The sequence below is a fragment of the Streptococcus mitis genome (assembly GCF_023109105.1).
GTDB classification, from domain to species: Bacteria; Bacillota; Bacilli; order Lactobacillales; family Streptococcaceae; genus Streptococcus; species Streptococcus mitis_BW.
In genome coordinates this window covers 87068-104956 of record NZ_JALDTZ010000002.1, presented here as the reverse complement: position 1 = coordinate 104956, position 17889 = coordinate 87068, and the positions used below count along the sequence as shown (strand labels likewise).

Sequence of the window (17889 nt, the reverse complement as noted above, 5' to 3'; positions counted from 1 at the left end):
ATTCAAGGATAAAGAAGGAAACGAAATTCCAGGAAATCCAAGTGAAGATGGCGAACAACCTAAGAAAGACATTCCAGGCTACCGCTTCGTAGAGACTAAGAAGCTTCCAAACGGCGACACAGAACATGTCTACGAAAAAGTTAAGACCCCAGATCCAGAGCCAACTCCAGATCCAGAACCAACTCCAGATCCAGAGCCAACTCCGGATCCAGAACCAACCCCAGATCCAAAGCCAACTCCAGAACCAGAGAAACCAGAAGTTCCAGAAACTCCTGTTAAACCAGCTCCTGTAGTCGAAGAAACAGTTAAGACGGCTCCTCAATTGCCAAACACTGGTACTGAGGACAATGCAAGCCTTGCTGCTCTAGGCTTGCTAGGTGTCTTGAGTGGATTCGGGCTTGTGGCTCGCAAAAAGAAAGAAGATTAATCAGCTCTGTAAAGTAGTAAGGAAATCAACTTTCTAATCAAAAACTAGTGCATTTAATGATGTACTAGTTTTTTGATGCTTGTCTTAAGGATAGAACTATGCTACAATCATCTAAAACAAGTAAGAAAGAGAGGTTCTTTGTCAACGGTAGTGGGTTGAAAAAAAGCTAATCTCGAGAAAGGACAAATTTCGTCCTTTCTTTTTTGATGTTCAGAGCGATAAAAATCCGTTTTTTGAAGTTTTCAAAGTTCCGAAAACCAAAGGCATTACGCTAGATAAGTTTGATGAGATTATTGATCTCTTCCAATTTTGCGTTGGAATAGGGTAATTGAAGGGCGTTGATAGTCTTTTCTTTGTCTTTGAGAAATATCTTAAAGACAGTCTGAAAAAGAGGATGAACCTGCTTTAGATTGTCCTCAATGAGTCCGAAAAATTTGTAAGGCTCTTTATTCTGAAAGTGAAAAAGCAGGAGCTGATAGTGGTCTTTCAAGTCTTCTGAATAGCTCAATAGTTTGCCTAGGATTTCTTTATTGGTCAAGTGCATGCGAAAAGTAGGGCGATAAAATCGCTTATCACTGAGTTTACGACTATCCTGTTGAATGAGCTTCCAGTAGCGCTTGATAGCCTTGTATTCATGAGATTTTCGATGAAACTAATTCATGATTTGGACACGCACACGATTCATGGCACGGCTTAAGTGTTGGAGTAAAACAGTCCAGTGGACTGTTTTAGCCTGAGTTTAGAAATATAATAAGGAAGGGTGAAAGCGATCCAGAACGATTTTTGCATTCGGGAGTGAAACAGTCTGGAAGACTGTTTCAGCCTGAGCCTAGAAATTCGAAAGCGAAGTTGTCTAGCTAAGTCATAATAAGGGCTAAACATATCCATGGTGATGATTTTCATTCGACATCGGACGGCTCTATCATATTTAAGAAAGTGATTTCGGATAACAGTTTGTGGTCTACCTTCAAGAACAGTGATGATATTGAGATTATCAAAATCTTGCGCAATGAAACTCATCTTCATTTCCCGATTGAAACAGTCACTCCCCTGACTATTTCAACGTCCCAAGAAATAATCTCACGAAGACGAGAAAATCATGCTCAAAACGGAAGTCATTGAGCTTGCGAATAACAGTTGAGGTTGAGATGGAAAGTTGATGAGCAATGTCGGTCATAGAAGTCTTTTCAATTAGCTTCTGAGCAATCTTTTGATTGATGATACGAGGAATTTGGTGATTTTTCTTGACGATAGAAGTTTCAGCCACCATCATTTTCAAGCACTGATTGCACTTAAAACGACGCTTTCTAAGGAGGATTCTAGTAGGCATGCCAGTCGTTTCAAGGTAAGGAATCTCAGACGTTTTTTGAAAGTCATATTTCTTCATTTGACTTCCGCAATCAGGACAAGATGAGGCCTCATAATCCAGTTTAGCTATGATTTCCTTGTGTGTATCCCTTATTAACAATATCCATAATTTGGATGTTAGGATCTTTGATATCGAGTAGTTTTGTTCTAAAATGTAATTGTTCTATATGATTCTTTCTAATGAGTTGTTTTGTCGCTTTTCATTATAGATTTTATGGGACTTTTTTTCTACAACAAAATAGGCTCCATAATATTCATAGGAGATTTACCCACTACAAATGTTATATAGCCTCTTATTTTGTGCTATACTTAAGATATGCATAGAAAAACAGTGATTGATTTTAGGGCTTTGGGGGAGAGATACACCTTTACCCGGCCGATTAAAGAGTTAAAAACGAGAGATTTAGCAGAAGTGGCAGATTTGCTGGCACAAGTGGAAAGCTATCAAGAGCAAGGCTACTATGTGGTGGGCTATGTCAGCTATGAGGCTGCACCTGCTTTTGAGGAGAAATTAGCAGTTCATAAAGCTCCTTTACTGGCAGAGTACCTGCTCTACTTTACGGTTCATGATAGTGTAGAAGCATCCCCTATTCCTCTGATTTATGATGAAATTGATTTGCCTTCAAATTGGCAGGAAGTAACGTCTGCAGAGGACTATGAAAAGGCTATTGCACAGGTACATCATCATTTGCGGCAGGGAGACACCTATCAGGTCAACTACACCGTCCAACTCAAGCAAGACTTAAGTGCTAATCCTTTTGCCATCTACAATCGTATGGTGGTAGAGCAGGAGGCAGGCTACAATGCCTATGTGGAACATGATGAGATGGCAGTGATTTCCATGAGCCCAGAGCTCTTTTTTGAGCAAAATGACCGCGAGTTGACAACGCGACCAATGAAGGGAACGACTCAGCGTGGGGTAACTGACCAAGAAGATTTAGGGCAGGCTAGTTGGTTGGAACAAGACCCTAAAAATCGCTCTGAAAATATGATGATTGTGGACCTCTTGCGCAATGACATGAACCGTATTTCTGAAGTTGGAAGTGAGCACGTAGAGCGCCTTTGTCAAGTGGAGCAGTATTCGACTGTTTGGCAGATGACTTCGACTATCAAGAGTCAGTTACGACCAGATGTTGACCTTGTTGAAATCTTTCGCTCTCTCTTTCCATGTGGATCCATCACAGGAGCTCCGAAAATTGCGACTATGGAAATCATCAAGGACTTGGAGCTACAACCGCGTGGGGTCTACTGCGGAACGATTGGTCTCTTGCTTCCAAATGGACAACGGATTTTTAATGTTGCTATTCGGACTATTCAACTGCATCAAGGGAAAGCCATCTATGGAGTTGGCGGAGGCATTACATGGGATAGCACTTGGGAATCTGAATACCGCGAGGTTCATCAAAAGGCAGCAGTTCTCTATCGTAAACAAGCTCGTTTCCAACTGATTACTACAGGTAAAATCAGCCAGAAGAATTTGCTGTTTGAAGAACAACATCTGGAAAGATTAAGAAAAGCTAGTCGTTATTTTGCTTATCCTTTTGACCCAGAAGAACTGAGACAAGAGATAGAGAAGGAGTGTCAGTCTTGTGACATTAATCAAGATTACCGCTTACGAATCAGCCTTAGCAAGTCTGGAGAGATAAAACTCAGTCGTCAAGTACTAACACCTCTCAGTACAAGCTTTTGTCAAGCACAACTCTGCCTTCAGGAATCCAATTTGCAGCAAGCATTTACCTACTTTAAAACAACTCATAGACCGCATTTGAACCTAGGGGAACAAGAGAAGATTTACCACAATAAGTCAGGAGAACTGCTTGAAACCTCTATCGGAAATTTGGTTTTGAAAATCTCTGGTAAATTCTACACACCGCCTATCAGATTTGGTATCTTACCAGGAATTTATCGCCAGTATTTACTAGAAACAGGACAGATAGAAGAGAAAGTCTTGACCTTGGCAGATTTAGTCCAAGCAGAAGCTATTTATGGCTGTAATGCAGTGAGAGGCTTGTATGAACTAATACTCAATGAAAATCAAAGAGCAAACTAGGAAGCTAGCCGCAGACTGTACTTGAGTACGGCAAGGCTAAGCTGACACGGTTTGAAGAGATTTTCGAAGAGTATAAGCTTTGAGGAGAACTAAATGAAACTAATATTTTTACACGGGTTAGGGCAGTCAGCAGAGAGTTGGAAAGAAGTTCGGAATCAAACGAAGGATAGGCTTACAAAGACTCTTGAATTGCTGAAATAAGTTTGATAAAATAATATTGAAATCGATAACATTGTTATAGGAGAAAGAAATGAACAAACGTCTATTTTTAAAAATGAGTCTGGCTACCTTACCGGTTTTAGCCTTGTTTTCACAACCTGTGTTAGCAGAAGAAAACATTCATTTTTCTAGCTGTAAAGAAGCTTGGGCGAATGGATATTCGGATATTCACGAGGGAGAACCTGGTTATTCTGCCAAGTTAGACCGCGATCATGATGGAGTGGCTTGCGAATTGAAGAATGCTCCTAAGGGTGCTTTCAAAGCAAAACAAGCGCCTACAACTCAAACTGATACAACTTCATCCACAACAAGTGGTTGGGTTAAGCAGGATGGAGCTTGGTATTACTTTGATGGAAATGGAAATCCAGTGAAAAATGCTTGGCAGGGAAGCTATTACCTGAAAGAAGACGGAAAAATGGCCCAGAGCGAATGGATTTATGATTCTTCCTATCAAGCTTGGTATTATTTGAAATCAGATGGTTCTTATGCAAAGAATGCATGGCAAGGAGCTTACTACCTTAAACCAAACGGTAAAATGGCACAAGGTGAGTGGGTTTATGACTCTTCTTATCAAGCTTGGTATTACTTGAAATCAGATGGTTCTTATGCAAAGAATGCATGGCAAGGAAACTACTATTTGAAATCAGATGGTAAAATGGCTAAGAATGAGCGAGTTGATGGCGGACGTTACTACGTAGATGCTTCAGGTCTTTGGAAACCATAAGTCAGGATAAAATCCAGAAAGCTAATGCAAACCTTTGCATAAACGATTAGTTTTTGTTATACTATATCTGTAAGCATTTTCAATTACTAAACAATGAAAAAGGAGAATATGATGAGTCAAAAGATTATTGGGATTGACCTTGGTGGAACTTCTATCAAATTTGCAATCTTGACAACAGCAGGAGAAATCCAAGAAAAATGGTCTATCAAGACCAACATTTTGGATGAGGGAAGTCATATCGTAGATGATATGATTGAGTCTATTCAACATCGTTTGGACTTGCTTGGATTGACAGCAGCGGACTTCCAAGGTATTGGGATGGGATCACCAGGTGTGGTTGACCGTGAAAAAGGGACTGTTATCGGTGCCTACAACCTCAACTGGAAAACCCTTCAACCAATCAAAGAAAAGATTGAAAAAGCCGTGGGTATTCCATTTTTTATCGATAATGATGCCAACGTAGCTGCTCTTGGTGAACGTTGGATGGGTGCTGGTGATAACCAACCAGATGTTGTCTTTATGACACTCGGTACTGGTGTTGGTGGCGGTATTGTCGCTGAAGGCAAATTGCTTCATGGTGTTGCTGGTGCAGCAGGTGAGCTTGGCCATATCACTGTTGACTTTGATCAACCAATCGCATGTACTTGCGGTAAGAAAGGTTGCCTTGAGACAGTGGCTTCAGCAACAGGTATTGTCAACTTGACTCGTCGTTATGCGGATGAATACGAAGGCGATGCAGCTTTGAAACGCTTGATTGATAATGGAGAAGAAGTAACTGCTAAGACTGTCTTTGACCTTGCAAAAGAGGGAGACGACCTTGCTTTGATTGTTTACCGTAACTTCTCACGTTACTTGGGAATCGCTTGTGCTAACATCGGTTCAATCCTAAACCCATCAACAATCGTCATCGGTGGTGGTGTATCCGCTGCGGGAGAATTCCTTTTACAAGGTGTTCAAAAAGTCTATGATGAAAATACCTTCCCACAAGTACGCACATCTACTAAATTAGCTCTTGCAACTCTAGGAAATGACGCTGGAGTTATCGGAGCAGCATCACTTGTATTGCAATAAAATAATAATAAAAGAGGAAAAATGCTAACCTAGAGTTAGTAATGTTCCTCTTTTCTTTTTTATGCTATACTAGTTAGGACAATAAATGAGGTGAGAGTAAATGACAAAAGCAGATACAATTTTTAAAGAGAATATTGAACGAATCCTCAAAGACGGTGTTTTCTCAGAGCAGGCTCGTCCTAAGTACAAGGATGGGACAGTTGCCAATTCTAAGTACGTAACGGGTGCCTTTGCCGAGTATGACTTATCTAAAGGAGAATTCCCCATCACGACCTTGCGCCCTATCGCTATCAAATCAGCTATCAAGGAAGTGCTCTGGATTTACCAAGACCAGTCTAATAGCTTAGAAGTGCTTAATGACAAGTACAATGTTCACTACTGGAATGACTGGGAAGTGGGAGATACAGGAACTATTGGTGAGCGCTATGGTGCCGTTGTTAAGAAGCATGACATCATCAACAAAATCCTTAAGCAGTTGGAAGCTAATCCTTGGAACCGTCGTAATATCATCTCTCTTTGGGATTATCAGGCTTTTGAGGAGACAGACGGGCTTCTTCCATGTGCCTTCCAGACCATGTTTGATGTCCGTCGAGTTGACGGGGAAATTTATCTGGATGCGACCTTGACCCAGCGTTCTAACGACATGCTGGTTGCTCACCACATTAATGCTATGCAGTACGTAGCTCTTCAAATGATGATTGCCAAGCATTTTGGCTGGAAGGTTGGGAAGTTCTTCTACTTTATCAACAATCTCCATATCTATGACAATCAATTTGAACAAGCAGAAGAATTGCTTCGTCGTGAGCCTTCAAATTGCCAACCCCGTTTGGTCTTAAATGTACCAGATGGGACCAATTTCTTTGATATTAGAGCAGAAGATTTTGAGTTGGTGGATTATGACCCTGTCAAGCCACAGTTGAAGTTTGACCTAGCTATTTAATACTCTTCGAAAATCTCTTCAAACTACGTCAGCTTCGCCCTTTTTGCAACCTCAAAGTTGTACTTTGAGTAGCCTGCGGCTAGTTTCCTAGTTTGCTCTTTGATTTTCATTGATTATAAAAGAATAGAAAAAGAAGTTGAGAAAATAAATCCCAACTTCTTTTGTTTCTTAACGTGATACGCGACGACGAGCTGCTTTTTTACGGTTTTCTTCGATGAAAGCTGCTTTTTGCTCTTCTGGTTCGATTACTTTCTTTTTGAATGCGTATACTGCACCTGCAACTGCAGCGACAGTTCCTGCGACACCTGTTACAAGACCTTTAGCGAATCCTTTAGCCATGAGTCTTCCTCCTTTATATTCTCAATCAGCCAGCCTCCTCAAGAGGTCACATTTTTCTGACTGACCTTTTTGTGTTATAATAATAGTAACGAAAAAATGGGAATTTTTCAAGGAAAAAAGATGAAAACAAAAATAATTGTGATAGTTGGACCGACTGCTGTTGGAAAAACAGCCCTTGCCATTGAAGTGGCCAAGCGTTTTAATGGCGAAGTGGTTAGTGGTGATAGTCAGCAGGTTTACCGAGGGCTAGATATTGGGACAGCCAAGGCTAGTCCAGAAGAACAGGCAGCTGTTCCCCATCATTTAATTGATGTTAGAGAGGTAACCGAGTCTTACTCGGCTTTTGATTTTGTTTCAGAAGCTAAGATGGCTATTGAGGATATTCACAGTCGTGGTAAGCTAGCTATTATTGCTGGTGGGACTGGACTTTATATCCAGAGCTTGCTAGAAGGCTACCATCTAGGTGGGGAGACACCTCACGAGAAGATTTTAGCCTATCGAGCTAGTTTAGAGCCCTTTTCAGATGAGGAACTAGCTCATCTTGTGGAGCAAGCAGGTCTTGAGATTCCCCAGTTTAATCGTCGTCGTGCTATGCGTGCCTTGGAAATTGCCCATTTTGGTCAAGATTTGGAGAATCAAGAGACCTTGTATGAACCGCTGATTATCTGCTTGGATGATGAGCGCAGTCAATTATATGAACGAATCAATCATCGAGTGGATTTGATGTTTGAGGCTGGGCTTTTGGATGAGGCCAAGTGGCTTTTTGAGCATTATCCTGATGTGCAGGCTGCTAAAGGAATTGGTTACAAGGAGCTCTTTCCGTATTTCCGTGGGGAGCAGACCTTGGAGGAAGCTAGTGAAAGTCTCAAACAGGCGACTCGTCGTTTTGCCAAGCGTCAGTTGACCTGGTTCCGTAACCGCATGCAGGTGACCTTTTATCAGATAGGAGAATCTGGTGTAAAAGACCGTATTTTAAACCAGATTGAGGAGTTTTTAAATGATTGAAACGGAGAAAAAAGAGGAACGAGTCCTGCTTATTGGAGTTGAACTCCAAGGTATGGATAATTTTGACCTCTCCATGGAAGAGCTGGCTAGTTTAGCCAAGACAGCTGGAGCGGTCGTAGTCGATAGCTACAGACAAAAACGCGAAAAATACGATTCTAAGACCTTTGTCGGTTCTGGTAAGTTGGAAGAAATAGCTCAAATGGTGGATGCTGAAGAAATTACCACTGTCATTGTCAACAACCGTCTGACACCTCGCCAAAATGTTAATCTTGAGGAAGTCTTAGGTGTCAAGGGCATTGACCGTATGCAGTTGATTTTGGATATCTTTGCCATGCGGGCTCGAAGCCATGAAGGAAAGCTTCAAGTGCATTTGGCTCAGCTCAAATATCTCTTGCCTCGTTTGGTTGGTCAGGGGATTATGCTCAGCCGTCAGGCAGGGGGAATTGGGTCCCGTGGACCTGGTGAAAGCCAGCTGGAGCTGAACCGTCGTAGTGTTCGCAATCAAATCACGGATATCGAGCGCCAGCTCAAGGTGGTTGAAAAAAATCGGGCGACTGTCAGAGAAAAACGTTTGGAGTCTAGTACCTTTAAGATTGGTTTGATTGGTTATACCAATGCTGGGAAATCAACTATCATGAATACATTGACTAGTAAGACTCAGTATGAGGCTGATGAGTTGTTTGCGACTCTGGATGCGACGACTAAGAGTATCCATCTGGGGGGAAATCTCCAAGTAACTTTAACAGATACCGTTGGTTTTATCCAAGATTTGCCGACAGAGTTGGTGTCCAGTTTCAAGTCAACCTTGGAAGAAAGCAAGCATGTGGACCTTCTGGTTCATGTTATTGATGCCAGCAATCCTTACCACGAGGAACATGAAAAAACAGTTCTTTCCATCATGAAAGACTTGGATATGGAGGATATTCCTCGCCTGACCCTTTATAATAAAGCGGATTTGGTGGAGGATTTTACGCCAACTCAAACGCCATATGTGCTGATTTCGGCAAAGTCTAAGGATAGTCGTGAGAACTTGCAGGCTATACTGCTAGATAAAATCAAGGAAATTTTTGAAGCCTTTACCCTGCGCGTGCCTTTTTCCAAGTCCTACAAGATTCATGATTTAGAAAGTGTTGCGATTCTTGAAGAACGAGACTACCAAGATGATGGTGAAGTCATCACAGGCTACATTGCAGAGAGAAACAAATGGAGATTAGAGGAATTTTATGACTGATATCAAATCATTAGCCCTCAAATATGGTGGCTATACTAGCCTTGACAAGGTATATCTAGATCAGCTTTTAGCTGGTAAATCAGAGCAGGAGCAACTAGCCCTCATCACACCTCCACCAAGTGTCGTCAATGCCTATTTTGCAGAACTCTACCAGAAAAAGAGTCCTGAAGCAGCGACCGATTATTTTGCGGAACTCAGTCATGAACTGAATCTTTACAATGCTGAACCTAGTTTCACCCTAGAAAATAAACCCTTTATTCGTCTTAACCTATCTGGCAAATCCTTTGGTTTTTGTTATGAGAGTGAGGGTCTGGGTCGGATTTTCTCTGAAAATGAAGAGGTTATTTCGGAAGACTTGCTCTTTGAGATTGCACAAATTTTCCCCCATCAACTCGTCTTTGAAGAGTCTGGCAAGATTTACATGAAGGTTGTAGGGGACGAGGAAGTTGTGAGCGTGGAAAGTCTTACAGCTTTGACTGATTTGGAAAGCTTGACTGATGGTCGCAAACGTCTCAAAGGATACAGCCAAGAGGATTTACTGCAAGAAGCTGCTGCTTTTTCTGGCAAACGTTATTTCCGATCGGAAAATCGCACAGCCATGTTATATATTGATTAATTAGAAAGTATCGAATGGATATTCAATTTTTAGGAACGGGGGCAGGTCAGCCCTCTAAAGCCCGCAACGTCTCCAGTCTCGCCCTGAAACTCTTGGATGAGATTAACGAAGTTTGGCTTTTTGACTGTGGCGAAGGAACGCAAAATCGCATTCTAGAAACCACGATTCGACCACGTAAGGTCAGCAAAATCTTTATCACTCACCTACACGGAGACCATATCTTTGGATTGCCAGGATTTCTCTCTAGTCGTGCCTTTCAAGCCAATGAAGAGCAGACGGATTTGGAAATCTATGGACCTCAAGGGATTAAGTCATTTATCTTAACTAGTCTTCGTGTGTCAGGTTCTCGCCTACCCTACCGCATTCATTTTCATGAGTTTGACCAAGATTCTCTAGGAAAAATCCTTGAGACCGATAAATTCACGGTGTATGCAGAGGAGTTGGACCATACGATTTTCTGTGTTGGTTATCGTGTCATGCAAAAGGACCTTGAAGGAACGTTGGATGCTGAAAAACTCAAGGCGGCAGGTGTCCCATTTGGCCCACTTTTTGGAAAAATCAAAAACGGTCAGGACGTTGTGCTCGAAGATGGGACTGAAATCAAGGCAGCAGATTATATCTCTGCACCACGTCCAGGTAAGATTATCACAATTCTAGGTGATACCCGAAAAACCAATGCCAGTGTGCGTCTGGCTGTCAATGCCGATGTCTTGGTTCATGAGTCCACATATGGCAAGGGTGATGAAAAAATTGCCCGCAATCATGGTCACTCAACCAATATGCAGGCAGCGCAGGTGGCAGTAGAAGCAGGTGCCAAACGACTCTTACTCAACCATATCAGCGCACGTTTCCTCTCAAAAGATATCAGCAAGCTCAAGAAAGATGCGGCAACGATTTTTGAAAATGTTCATGTGGTCAAAGACTTGGAAGAAGTGGAAATCTAAAAGATTGAGAAAGGATAAGTATGCGTACTATTCTCATTACCGGAGCTAGCGGTGGTCTAGCCCAAGAAATGGTCAAACTCCTGCCAAATGACCAACTCATCTTGCTTGGTCGAGATAAGGAAAAATTAGCTCAACTCTATGGAAGCCATCCCCATGCAGAATTGATTGAGATTGATATTACCGATGCTCAAGCCTTAGAAGAACTAGTTGCTGAACTCTACCAGCGTTATGGCAATATTGATGTTTTAATTAACAACGCTGGTTACGGGATTTTTGAAGAATTTGACAAGATTTCTAATCAAGACATTCATCAAATGTTTGAGGTTAATACCTTTGCTTTGATGAATCTGTCTCGTTTGCTTGCAGCTCGTATGAAGGATAGTCGAAAAGGCCATATCATCAATATCGTCAGCATGGCAGGTTTGATCGCTACTGGCAAATCCAGCCTTTACTCAGCGACCAAGTTTGCGGCCATTGGATTTTCAAATGCTCTTCGCCTCGAACTCATGTCCTATGGAGTCTATGTGACAACAGTCAATCCAGGACCTATCCGTACAGGATTTTTTGACCAGGCCGACCCAGATGGTACCTATCTCAAATCGGTTGACCGTTTCTTACTAGAACCTGATGCAGTGGCTAAAAAGATTGTCAGGATTATAGGAAAAAACAAACGCGAGCTTAATCTCCCTCTTTTGTTAAATTTGGCCCATAAGTTTTATACCCTCTTTCCCAAGTTAGCTGATAAGTTGGCAGGAGAGACTTTTAATTATAAGTAAAAAGAACCAATGTGCAGGTGTTGCTAGCCTACATATTGGTTCTTATTATTTCTCAACTATCAAACTGAACTTCTTCTAGTAGATAGTCGATAAAGCGTTCGCCCATCTTAGAAAGGCTGGTTTTCTCATGCTGGATATAGACCAGCTCGATAGGATCATCAATATCTAGTGGGATAGAAACAATATTGTCTCCGTTGAGGTTGCTGTTCAAAATCCCAGTTGCAATGGTATAACCGTCCAAACCAATCAAGAGATTAAAGAGGGTGGCACGGTCACTGACCACGATAGATTTTTTGTGGTGTTCTTGGGAAAGAATTTCTTCTGAAAAGTAGAAGGAGTTGTGAGTTCCTTGGTCATAGCTGAGGTAAGGAAAATTCTCCAAATCAGAGAGTTTCACCTTGTCTTTTTTTGCCAGAGGATTGGTCTTGCTGACAAAGATATGCGGTTGCGCGGTAAAGAGATGGTGAGCCAGCAGGTGATTGTCATCCAGCATCTTGGTTAAAACATCACGGTTGTAGCTGTTCAAAAATAGGACACCGACCTCACTACGGAAGTTCTTGACGTCGTCGATAATTTCCCAAGTCCGAGTTTCACGAAGGAAGAGCTCGTATTTCTCCATATCACTTTTCTTGAGCAGAGAGACAAAGGCATTGACCACAAAGGCGTAGTGTTGAGACGAAACGCTAAAGAGTTCGCGGTGGGCGACAGGATTTTTATAGCGTTCCTCCAGAAGCTGGGTCTGCTCGACAACCTGACGAGCATAAGAGAGAAACTCCATCCCATCACGGGTCAAGGTGATACCCTTAGGATTACGAATAAAGATTTCAATGCCCATTTCATTTTCCAAATCTCTCACAGCATTGGAAAGACTCGGCTGGGTGATAAAGAGTTGCTTGGCTGCCTCATTCATGGAGCCAGTTTCGACGATTTTGATAATATAATGTAATTGTTGAATTCTCATGTTTTTATTGTACCACACTTGCGTCAGAATCGCCAAAGAAGATAGGAAAATCAGGGACATTGTGTGAGTCTCTTCTTGAAAAAAACACAAAATTTTGCTAGAATGAGTCTTATGAAAACATTCTATGATGTGCAGCAATTCCTAAAACGATTTGGTATTATTGTTTACATGGGAAAACGCTTATATGATATTGAACTGATGAAGTTGGAGCTCTCTCGAATTTATGATGCAGGGTTGATGGACAAATTAGACTATCTAGAAGCAGAAGCGGTTCTTCGCAGAGAGCACAAAGTAGAGTTGGATTATATTGAGAAAAATGGAGAAATGAACTAATGGTTACTTGGATTTTGTGGGCACTTATACTAGCAATGTTGGCATGGATGGGCTTTAACTATCTTCGTATTCGCCGTGCGGCTAAAATCGTAGACAATGAGGAGTTTGAAGCCTTGATTCGTACAGGTCAATTGATTGATTTGCGAGACCCAGCTGAATTTCACAGAAAACATATCCTCGGTGCCCGCAATATTCCTTCAAGTCAGTTGAAGACTAGTCTTGCAGCCCTTCGTAAGGATAAACCTGTCCTTCTCTACGAAAACCAACGTGCGCAACGTGTCACAAATGCAGCCCTTTACTTGAAAAAACAAGGTTTTTCTGAGATTTATATCCTTTCTTATGGCTTGGATTCTTGGAAAGGGAAAGTCAAAGTTGAGAAATAAGAAAACGAGCTTGGAGGTTTCCGAGCTCATTTTTTAACCACTTTTTCTGAGAAAGTCACGAATATTTGCCAACTCTTGGGAGTTTAGGGGGCGGTAGTCTCCTTCTTGGAGATTCTCATCCAAGCCCCAAGGGCCAAAATGGGTGCGTTTGAGGGAGGTCACCTTGACACCAACCGAGAGGAACATTTTCTTGACTTGATGAAATTTTCCTTCTGAAATGGTGATAGAGGCTTGGCTGTGGGAAAGACTTGCAGATAGAATCTCTAGTCTTGCAGGTTTACAGATAGTGCCATCTAAAAAGACAATTCCCTTTTGAAAGACTTGGATATGGTCAGGTGTTAGAAGTCCATTAACTTCAACTTGATAAGTTTTATCCACATGATATTGAGGGTGGAGGAGTTGAAAACCTAGAGGACCATTATCCGTTAATAGGAGAAGTCCTGTCGTATCTCGATCCAGACGACCAATGGCGTAGAGTTGCTCTGACTGGAGATGCTTGGGCAGCAGGTCCATGACGGTTGGAAGTTTCTTGTCTTTGTTGGCTGTCACGACACCAGCAGGCTTATGAAGCATAAGATAGGTGTGCTCATAACCTCGAATGATTCGGCCCTGAAAAAGGAGTTCTTGTAGTCCTGTATCAATATTTTGGGATAGGGAGCGGGCTGGGCAACCATCGACTAGAATTTCCCCTTTGAGTAAGGCTTGTTTCATGGCCTTTCGGCTGATTTTTTCTTGGGCTAATAAATTATCTAAACGCATACTGTGCCTATCTTATCATAAGTCGCTTGCTTTGAAAAGGATTGATGTGAAAAGAAAAGAGGAGTGAAAACATTTACACTTGCTTGAATTATGTTATTTACTTGAAATTATGGTATAATCGTTCAGTTAGAAAATAAATTTTGAATATTATAGAGGAAATCATGACAAAATTAAGAGAAGATATCCGTAACATTGCGATTATCGCCCACGTTGACCACGGTAAAACAACCCTCGTTGACGAATTATTGAAACAATCATCAACCTTAGATGCACGTACTGAATTGGCAGAGCGTGCTATGGACTCAAACGATATCGAAAAAGAGCGTGGAATTACCATCCTTGCTAAAAATACAGCTGTTGCCTACAACGGAACTCGTATCAACATCATGGACACACCAGGACACGCGGACTTCGGTGGAGAAGTTGAGCGTATCATGAAAATGGTTGATGGTGTTGTCTTGGTCGTAGATGCCTACGAGGGAACAATGCCACAAACTCGTTTCGTATTGAAAAAAGCCTTGGAACAAGACCTTGTCCCAATCGTGGTTGTTAACAAAATCGATAAACCATCAGCTCGTCCAGCAGAAGTAGTGGACGAAGTATTGGAACTTTTCATCGAGCTTGGTGCAGATGACGACCAGCTTGACTTCCCAGTGGTCTATGCTTCTGCTATCAACGGAACTTCTTCATTGTCAGATGATCCAGCTGACCAAGAAGCTACTATGGCGCCAATCTTTGATACGATTATCGACCATATCCCAGCTCCAGTAGATAACTCAGATGAGCCTTTGCAGTTCCAAGTGTCACTTTTGGACTACAATGACTTCGTTGGACGTATCGGTATCGGTCGTGTCTTCCGTGGTACTGTTAAGGTTGGGGACCAAGTTACCCTTTCTAAACTTGATGGCACAACTAAAAACTTCCGTGTTACAAAACTCTTCGGTTTCTTTGGTTTAGAACGTCGTGAAATTCAAGAAGCCAAAGCTGGTGATTTGATTGCCGTTTCTGGTATGGAAGATATCTTTGTCGGTGAAACTATCACTCCGACAGACGCAGTTGAAGCTCTTCCAATCCTACACATCGATGAACCAACTCTTCAAATGACTTTCTTGGTCAACAACTCACCATTTGCTGGTAAAGAAGGTAAATGGGTAACTTCTCGTAAGGTAGAAGAGCGCCTTCAAGCTGAGTTGCAAACAGACGTTTCCCTCCGTGTTGACCCAACTGATTCACCAGATAAATGGACTGTTTCAGGACGTGGAGAATTGCACTTGTCAATCCTTATCGAAACAATGCGTCGTGAGGGATATGAACTTCAAGTATCTCGTCCAGAAGTTATCGTAAAAGAAATCGACGGTGTTAAATGTGAGCCATTTGAACGCGTACAAATCGACACACCAGAAGAATACCAAGGTTCAGTTATTCAAAGTCTTTCTGAGCGTAAGGGTGAAATGTTGGATATGATTTCAACTGGTAATGGTCAAACTCGTTTGGTCTTCCTTGTTCCTGCGCGTGGTTTGATTGGATACTCAACTGAGTTCTTGTCAATGACTCGTGGTTACGGAATCATGAACCATACATTTGATCAATACTTGCCATTGATTCCAGGTGAAATTGGTGGACGTCACCGTGGTGCTCTTGTTTCTATAGATGCTGGTAAGGCAACAACATACTCAATCATGTCTATCGAAGAACGTGGTACGATCTTTGTAAATCCAGGTACTGAGGTTTACGAAGGTATGATTATTGGTGAAAACTCTCGTGAAAATGACTTGACAGTTAATATCACTAAGGCTAAACAAATGACTAACGTTCGTTCAGCTACTAAGGACCAAACAGCTGTAATCAAGACTCCTCGTATCTTGACACTTGAAGAGTCACTTGAGTTCTTGAACGACGATGAGTACATGGAAGTAACGCCAGAGTCTATCCGTTTGCGTAAACAAATCCTTAACAAGGCAGAGCGTGAGAAAGCTAACAAGAAGAAAAAATCAGCTGAATAAGAGCTAGAAAGAGATAAAGATGGTTTATTTAATCATAGGACTCCTCTTATTACTACTCTATGTATTTGCGACACCAGAAAGCATTAAAGGGACAGTCAATATCGTCCTTGTCGTCTTTGCTTTTGTAGCACTTTTGATTTTGCTCATGTTGTCTGTCCTGCAAATCTTTCAGCTACCGACAGAATTCTTTATCGCAATCGCCATGCTCTTCCTAGCATACTTTAGCTTGCGAGATATTACCCTCATGTCGGTCAATAAAAGTAAAAGAAGATAAAAGAGAGTTTTGGCTCTCTTTTTGCTTGTTAGAATGCTGAATCTGAGCATTTTCATTTAGAATTATTTCCATAAAAATGGTAAAATAGTAAGAGTAGAAATGGAGTTCGAGACATGAAAGTAATAGATCGATTTAGAAATCAAAAAGTCCTTGTTTTAGGTTTGGCCAAGTCTGGTGAATCTGCAGCTCGTTTATTGGACAAGCTAGGTGCCATTGTGACAGTAAATGACGGGAAACCCTTCGAGGACAATCCAGCTGCGCAAAGTTTGTTGGAAGAAGGGATCAAGGTTATCACAGGTGGCCATCCTTTGGAACTCTTGGATGAAGAGTTTGCTCTTATGGTGAAAAATCCAGGTATCCCTTACAGCAATCCCATGATTGAAAAGGCTTTGGCCAAGGGAATTCCAGTCTTGACTGAGGTGGAATTGGCTTACTTGATTTCAGAAGCACCGATTGTTGGTATCACAGGTTCAAATGGAAAAACAACCTCAACGACCATGATTGGGGAAGTTTTGACTGCTGCCGGTCAACATGGTCTCTTATCAGGAAATATCGGCTATCCTGCCAGTCAAGTGGCCCAAACAGCGACAGATAAGGACACGCTTGTCATGGAACTTTCTTCTTTCCAACTGATGGGCGTTCAAGAATTCCATCCAGAGATTGCGGTTATTACCAACCTCATGCCAACTCATATCGATTACCATGGTTCTTTTGAGGAATATGTAGCAGCCAAGTGGAATATCCAGAACAAGATGACAGCGGCTGATTTCCTTGTCTTGAACTTTAACCAAGACTTGGCAAAAGAATTGGCTACTAAAACACAAGCGACCGTTGTACCATTTTCAACACAGGAAAAGGTTGATGGAGCCTATCTGGAAGATGGTCAACTTTATTTCCGTGGGGAAGTGGTCATGGAAGCGAGTGAAATCGGTGTTCCAGGTAGCCACAATGTGGAAAATGCCCTCGCAACTATTGCTGTAGCCAAGCTCCGTGGTGTAGACAATCAAACTATCAAAGAAACTCTTTCAGCCTTCGGTGGTGTCAAACACCGTCTCCAATTTGTAGATGAAATTAAGGGTGTCAAATTCTATAATGATAGCAAATCAACCAATATCTTGGCTACTCAAAAAGCCTTGTCAGGATTTGACAACAGCAAGGTCATTTTGATTGCAGGTGGTTTGGACCGTGGTAATGAGTTTGACGAATTGGTTCCAGATATTACTGGACTCAAGAAGATGGTCATTCTAGGTCAATCTGCAGAACGTGTCAAACGGGCAGCGGATAAGGCAGGTGTGGCTTATGTGGATGCGGCTGATATTGCAGATGCGACCCGCAAGGCTTATGAACTAGCGACTCAAGGAGATGTGGTTCTCCTCAGTCCTGCCAATGCCAGCTGGGATATGTATGCTAACTTTGAAGTACGTGGCGACCTCTTTATCGACACAGTAGCGGAGTTAAAGGAATAA

The 17889-nt window shown here is 41.9% G+C and carries 17 protein-coding genes and 3 pseudogenes; 16 read left to right on the top strand and 4 right to left on the bottom strand.

All coding sequences use genetic code 11. The features are described from left to right. On the top strand, positions 1–427 hold a 427-nt coding region (locus M1F37_RS02090), incomplete at its 5' end, for an LPXTG cell wall anchor domain-containing protein (protein ID WP_247934526.1). Between the two features lie 166 nt (positions 428–593). On the opposite strand, the pseudogene M1F37_RS02085 reads toward M1F37_RS02090, so the two are convergent. After that, positions 594–1962, bottom strand: a pseudogene (locus M1F37_RS02085) (transposase). 149 nt (positions 1963–2111) lie between these two features. On the opposite strand from M1F37_RS02085, the gene pabB reads away from it, so the two are divergent. The 5 genes and pseudogenes from pabB (at position 2112) to M1F37_RS02060 (ending at position 6799) form a co-directional block, all read left to right on the top strand. After that, entirely contained in the window at positions 2112–3845 is a 1734-nt protein-coding gene (gene pabB / locus M1F37_RS02080; RefSeq protein ID WP_247934525.1) for an aminodeoxychorismate synthase component I, read from the top strand. 93 nt (positions 3846–3938) lie between these two features. Beyond that, positions 3939–4037: pseudogene (locus M1F37_RS02075) on the top strand (alpha/beta hydrolase); the annotation flags it as partial. Between the two features lie 58 nt (positions 4038–4095). After that, a pseudogene (locus M1F37_RS02070) lies at positions 4096–4782 on the top strand (excalibur calcium-binding domain-containing protein); the annotation flags it as partial. Between the two features lie 117 nt (positions 4783–4899). After that, complete coding sequence (locus M1F37_RS02065) at positions 4900–5859, top strand: ROK family glucokinase (RefSeq protein ID WP_247934523.1); 960 nt, start codon at positions 4900–4902, stop codon at positions 5857–5859. Between the two features lie 100 nt (positions 5860–5959). Then, positions 5960–6799, top strand: a complete 840-nt coding sequence (locus tag M1F37_RS02060; RefSeq protein ID WP_247934522.1) for a thymidylate synthase — start codon at positions 5960–5962, stop codon at positions 6797–6799. Positions 6800–6967: 168 nt separating this feature from the next. Here M1F37_RS02060 and M1F37_RS02055 read toward each other — a convergent pair whose 3' ends face one another. Further along, complete coding sequence (locus M1F37_RS02055; protein WP_001051780.1) at positions 6968–7138, bottom strand: DUF3042 family protein; 171 nt, start codon at positions 7136–7138, stop codon at positions 6968–6970. 120 nt (positions 7139–7258) lie between these two features. Between M1F37_RS02055 and miaA the strand changes: the two genes are divergently transcribed. Genes miaA through M1F37_RS02030 form a run of 5 tightly spaced genes read left to right on the top strand, consistent with a single transcriptional unit; the run spans position 7259 to position 11710 of the window. Next, positions 7259–8143 carry a tRNA (adenosine(37)-N6)-dimethylallyltransferase MiaA gene (gene miaA, locus M1F37_RS02050; protein WP_247934521.1) on the top strand — a complete coding sequence of 295 codons (885 nt, stop codon included), beginning with the start codon at positions 7259–7261 and terminating at the stop codon, positions 8141–8143. Then, on the top strand, positions 8136–9374 hold the full coding sequence (hflX, locus tag M1F37_RS02045; protein ID WP_247934520.1) for a GTPase HflX: 1239 nt from the start codon (positions 8136–8138) through the stop codon (positions 9372–9374). The genes miaA and hflX overlap by 8 nt, the downstream gene beginning before the upstream one ends. Further along, positions 9367–9990 carry a cystathionine beta-lyase gene (locus M1F37_RS02040; RefSeq protein WP_247934519.1) on the top strand — a complete coding sequence of 208 codons (624 nt, stop codon included), beginning with the start codon at positions 9367–9369 and terminating at the stop codon, positions 9988–9990. The genes hflX and M1F37_RS02040 overlap by 8 nt, the downstream gene beginning before the upstream one ends. 14 nt (positions 9991–10004) lie before the next feature. Further along, complete coding sequence (gene rnz, locus M1F37_RS02035; protein WP_247934518.1) at positions 10005–10934, top strand: ribonuclease Z; 930 nt, start codon at positions 10005–10007, stop codon at positions 10932–10934. Positions 10935–10954: 20 nt separating this feature from the next. Continuing rightward, entirely contained in the window at positions 10955–11710 is a 756-nt protein-coding gene (locus M1F37_RS02030) for an SDR family NAD(P)-dependent oxidoreductase (protein ID WP_247934517.1), read from the top strand. A gap of 52 nt (positions 11711–11762) precedes the next feature. On the opposite strand, the gene M1F37_RS02025 is transcribed toward M1F37_RS02030, so the two are convergent. Then, positions 11763–12671, bottom strand: coding sequence for a LysR family transcriptional regulator (locus M1F37_RS02025; RefSeq protein ID WP_001222592.1), 909 nt, complete (start codon positions 12669–12671; stop codon positions 11763–11765). Positions 12672–12734: 63 nt separating this feature from the next. On the opposite strand from M1F37_RS02025, the gene M1F37_RS02020 reads away from it, so the two are divergent. Both M1F37_RS02020 and M1F37_RS02015 read left to right on the top strand, forming a co-directional pair. Next, positions 12735–13004 (top strand): YqgQ family protein, encoded by a 270-nt coding sequence (locus tag M1F37_RS02020; protein WP_004261684.1) that lies wholly within the window; start codon positions 12735–12737, stop codon positions 13002–13004. Next, positions 13004–13387 carry a rhodanese-like domain-containing protein gene (locus M1F37_RS02015; RefSeq protein ID WP_000259257.1) on the top strand — a complete coding sequence of 128 codons (384 nt, stop codon included), beginning with the start codon at positions 13004–13006 and terminating at the stop codon, positions 13385–13387. Before M1F37_RS02020 ends, M1F37_RS02015 begins: the two co-directional genes overlap by 1 nt. A gap of 33 nt (positions 13388–13420) precedes the next feature. Here M1F37_RS02015 and M1F37_RS02010 read toward each other — a convergent pair whose 3' ends face one another. Beyond that, the gene (locus M1F37_RS02010; protein ID WP_247934516.1) at positions 13421–14146 is read right to left on the bottom strand and encodes a 16S rRNA pseudouridine(516) synthase; all 726 of its coding nucleotides are present in this window, start codon (positions 14144–14146) and stop codon (positions 13421–13423) included. Positions 14147–14307: 161 nt separating this feature from the next. Between M1F37_RS02010 and typA the strand changes: the two genes are divergently transcribed. The 3 genes from typA (at position 14308) to murD (ending at position 17889) form a co-directional block, all read left to right on the top strand. Continuing rightward, positions 14308–16149, top strand: a complete 1842-nt coding sequence (gene typA / locus M1F37_RS02005; RefSeq protein ID WP_247934515.1) for a translational GTPase TypA — start codon at positions 14308–14310, stop codon at positions 16147–16149. A gap of 19 nt (positions 16150–16168) precedes the next feature. Next, the gene (locus M1F37_RS02000; protein ID WP_024056536.1) at positions 16169–16423 is read left to right on the top strand and encodes a DUF3165 family protein; all 255 of its coding nucleotides are present in this window, start codon (positions 16169–16171) and stop codon (positions 16421–16423) included. A gap of 113 nt (positions 16424–16536) precedes the next feature. Next, positions 16537–17889 carry a UDP-N-acetylmuramoyl-L-alanine--D-glutamate ligase gene (gene murD / locus M1F37_RS01995; RefSeq protein ID WP_247934514.1) on the top strand — a complete coding sequence of 451 codons (1353 nt, stop codon included), beginning with the start codon at positions 16537–16539 and terminating at the stop codon, positions 17887–17889.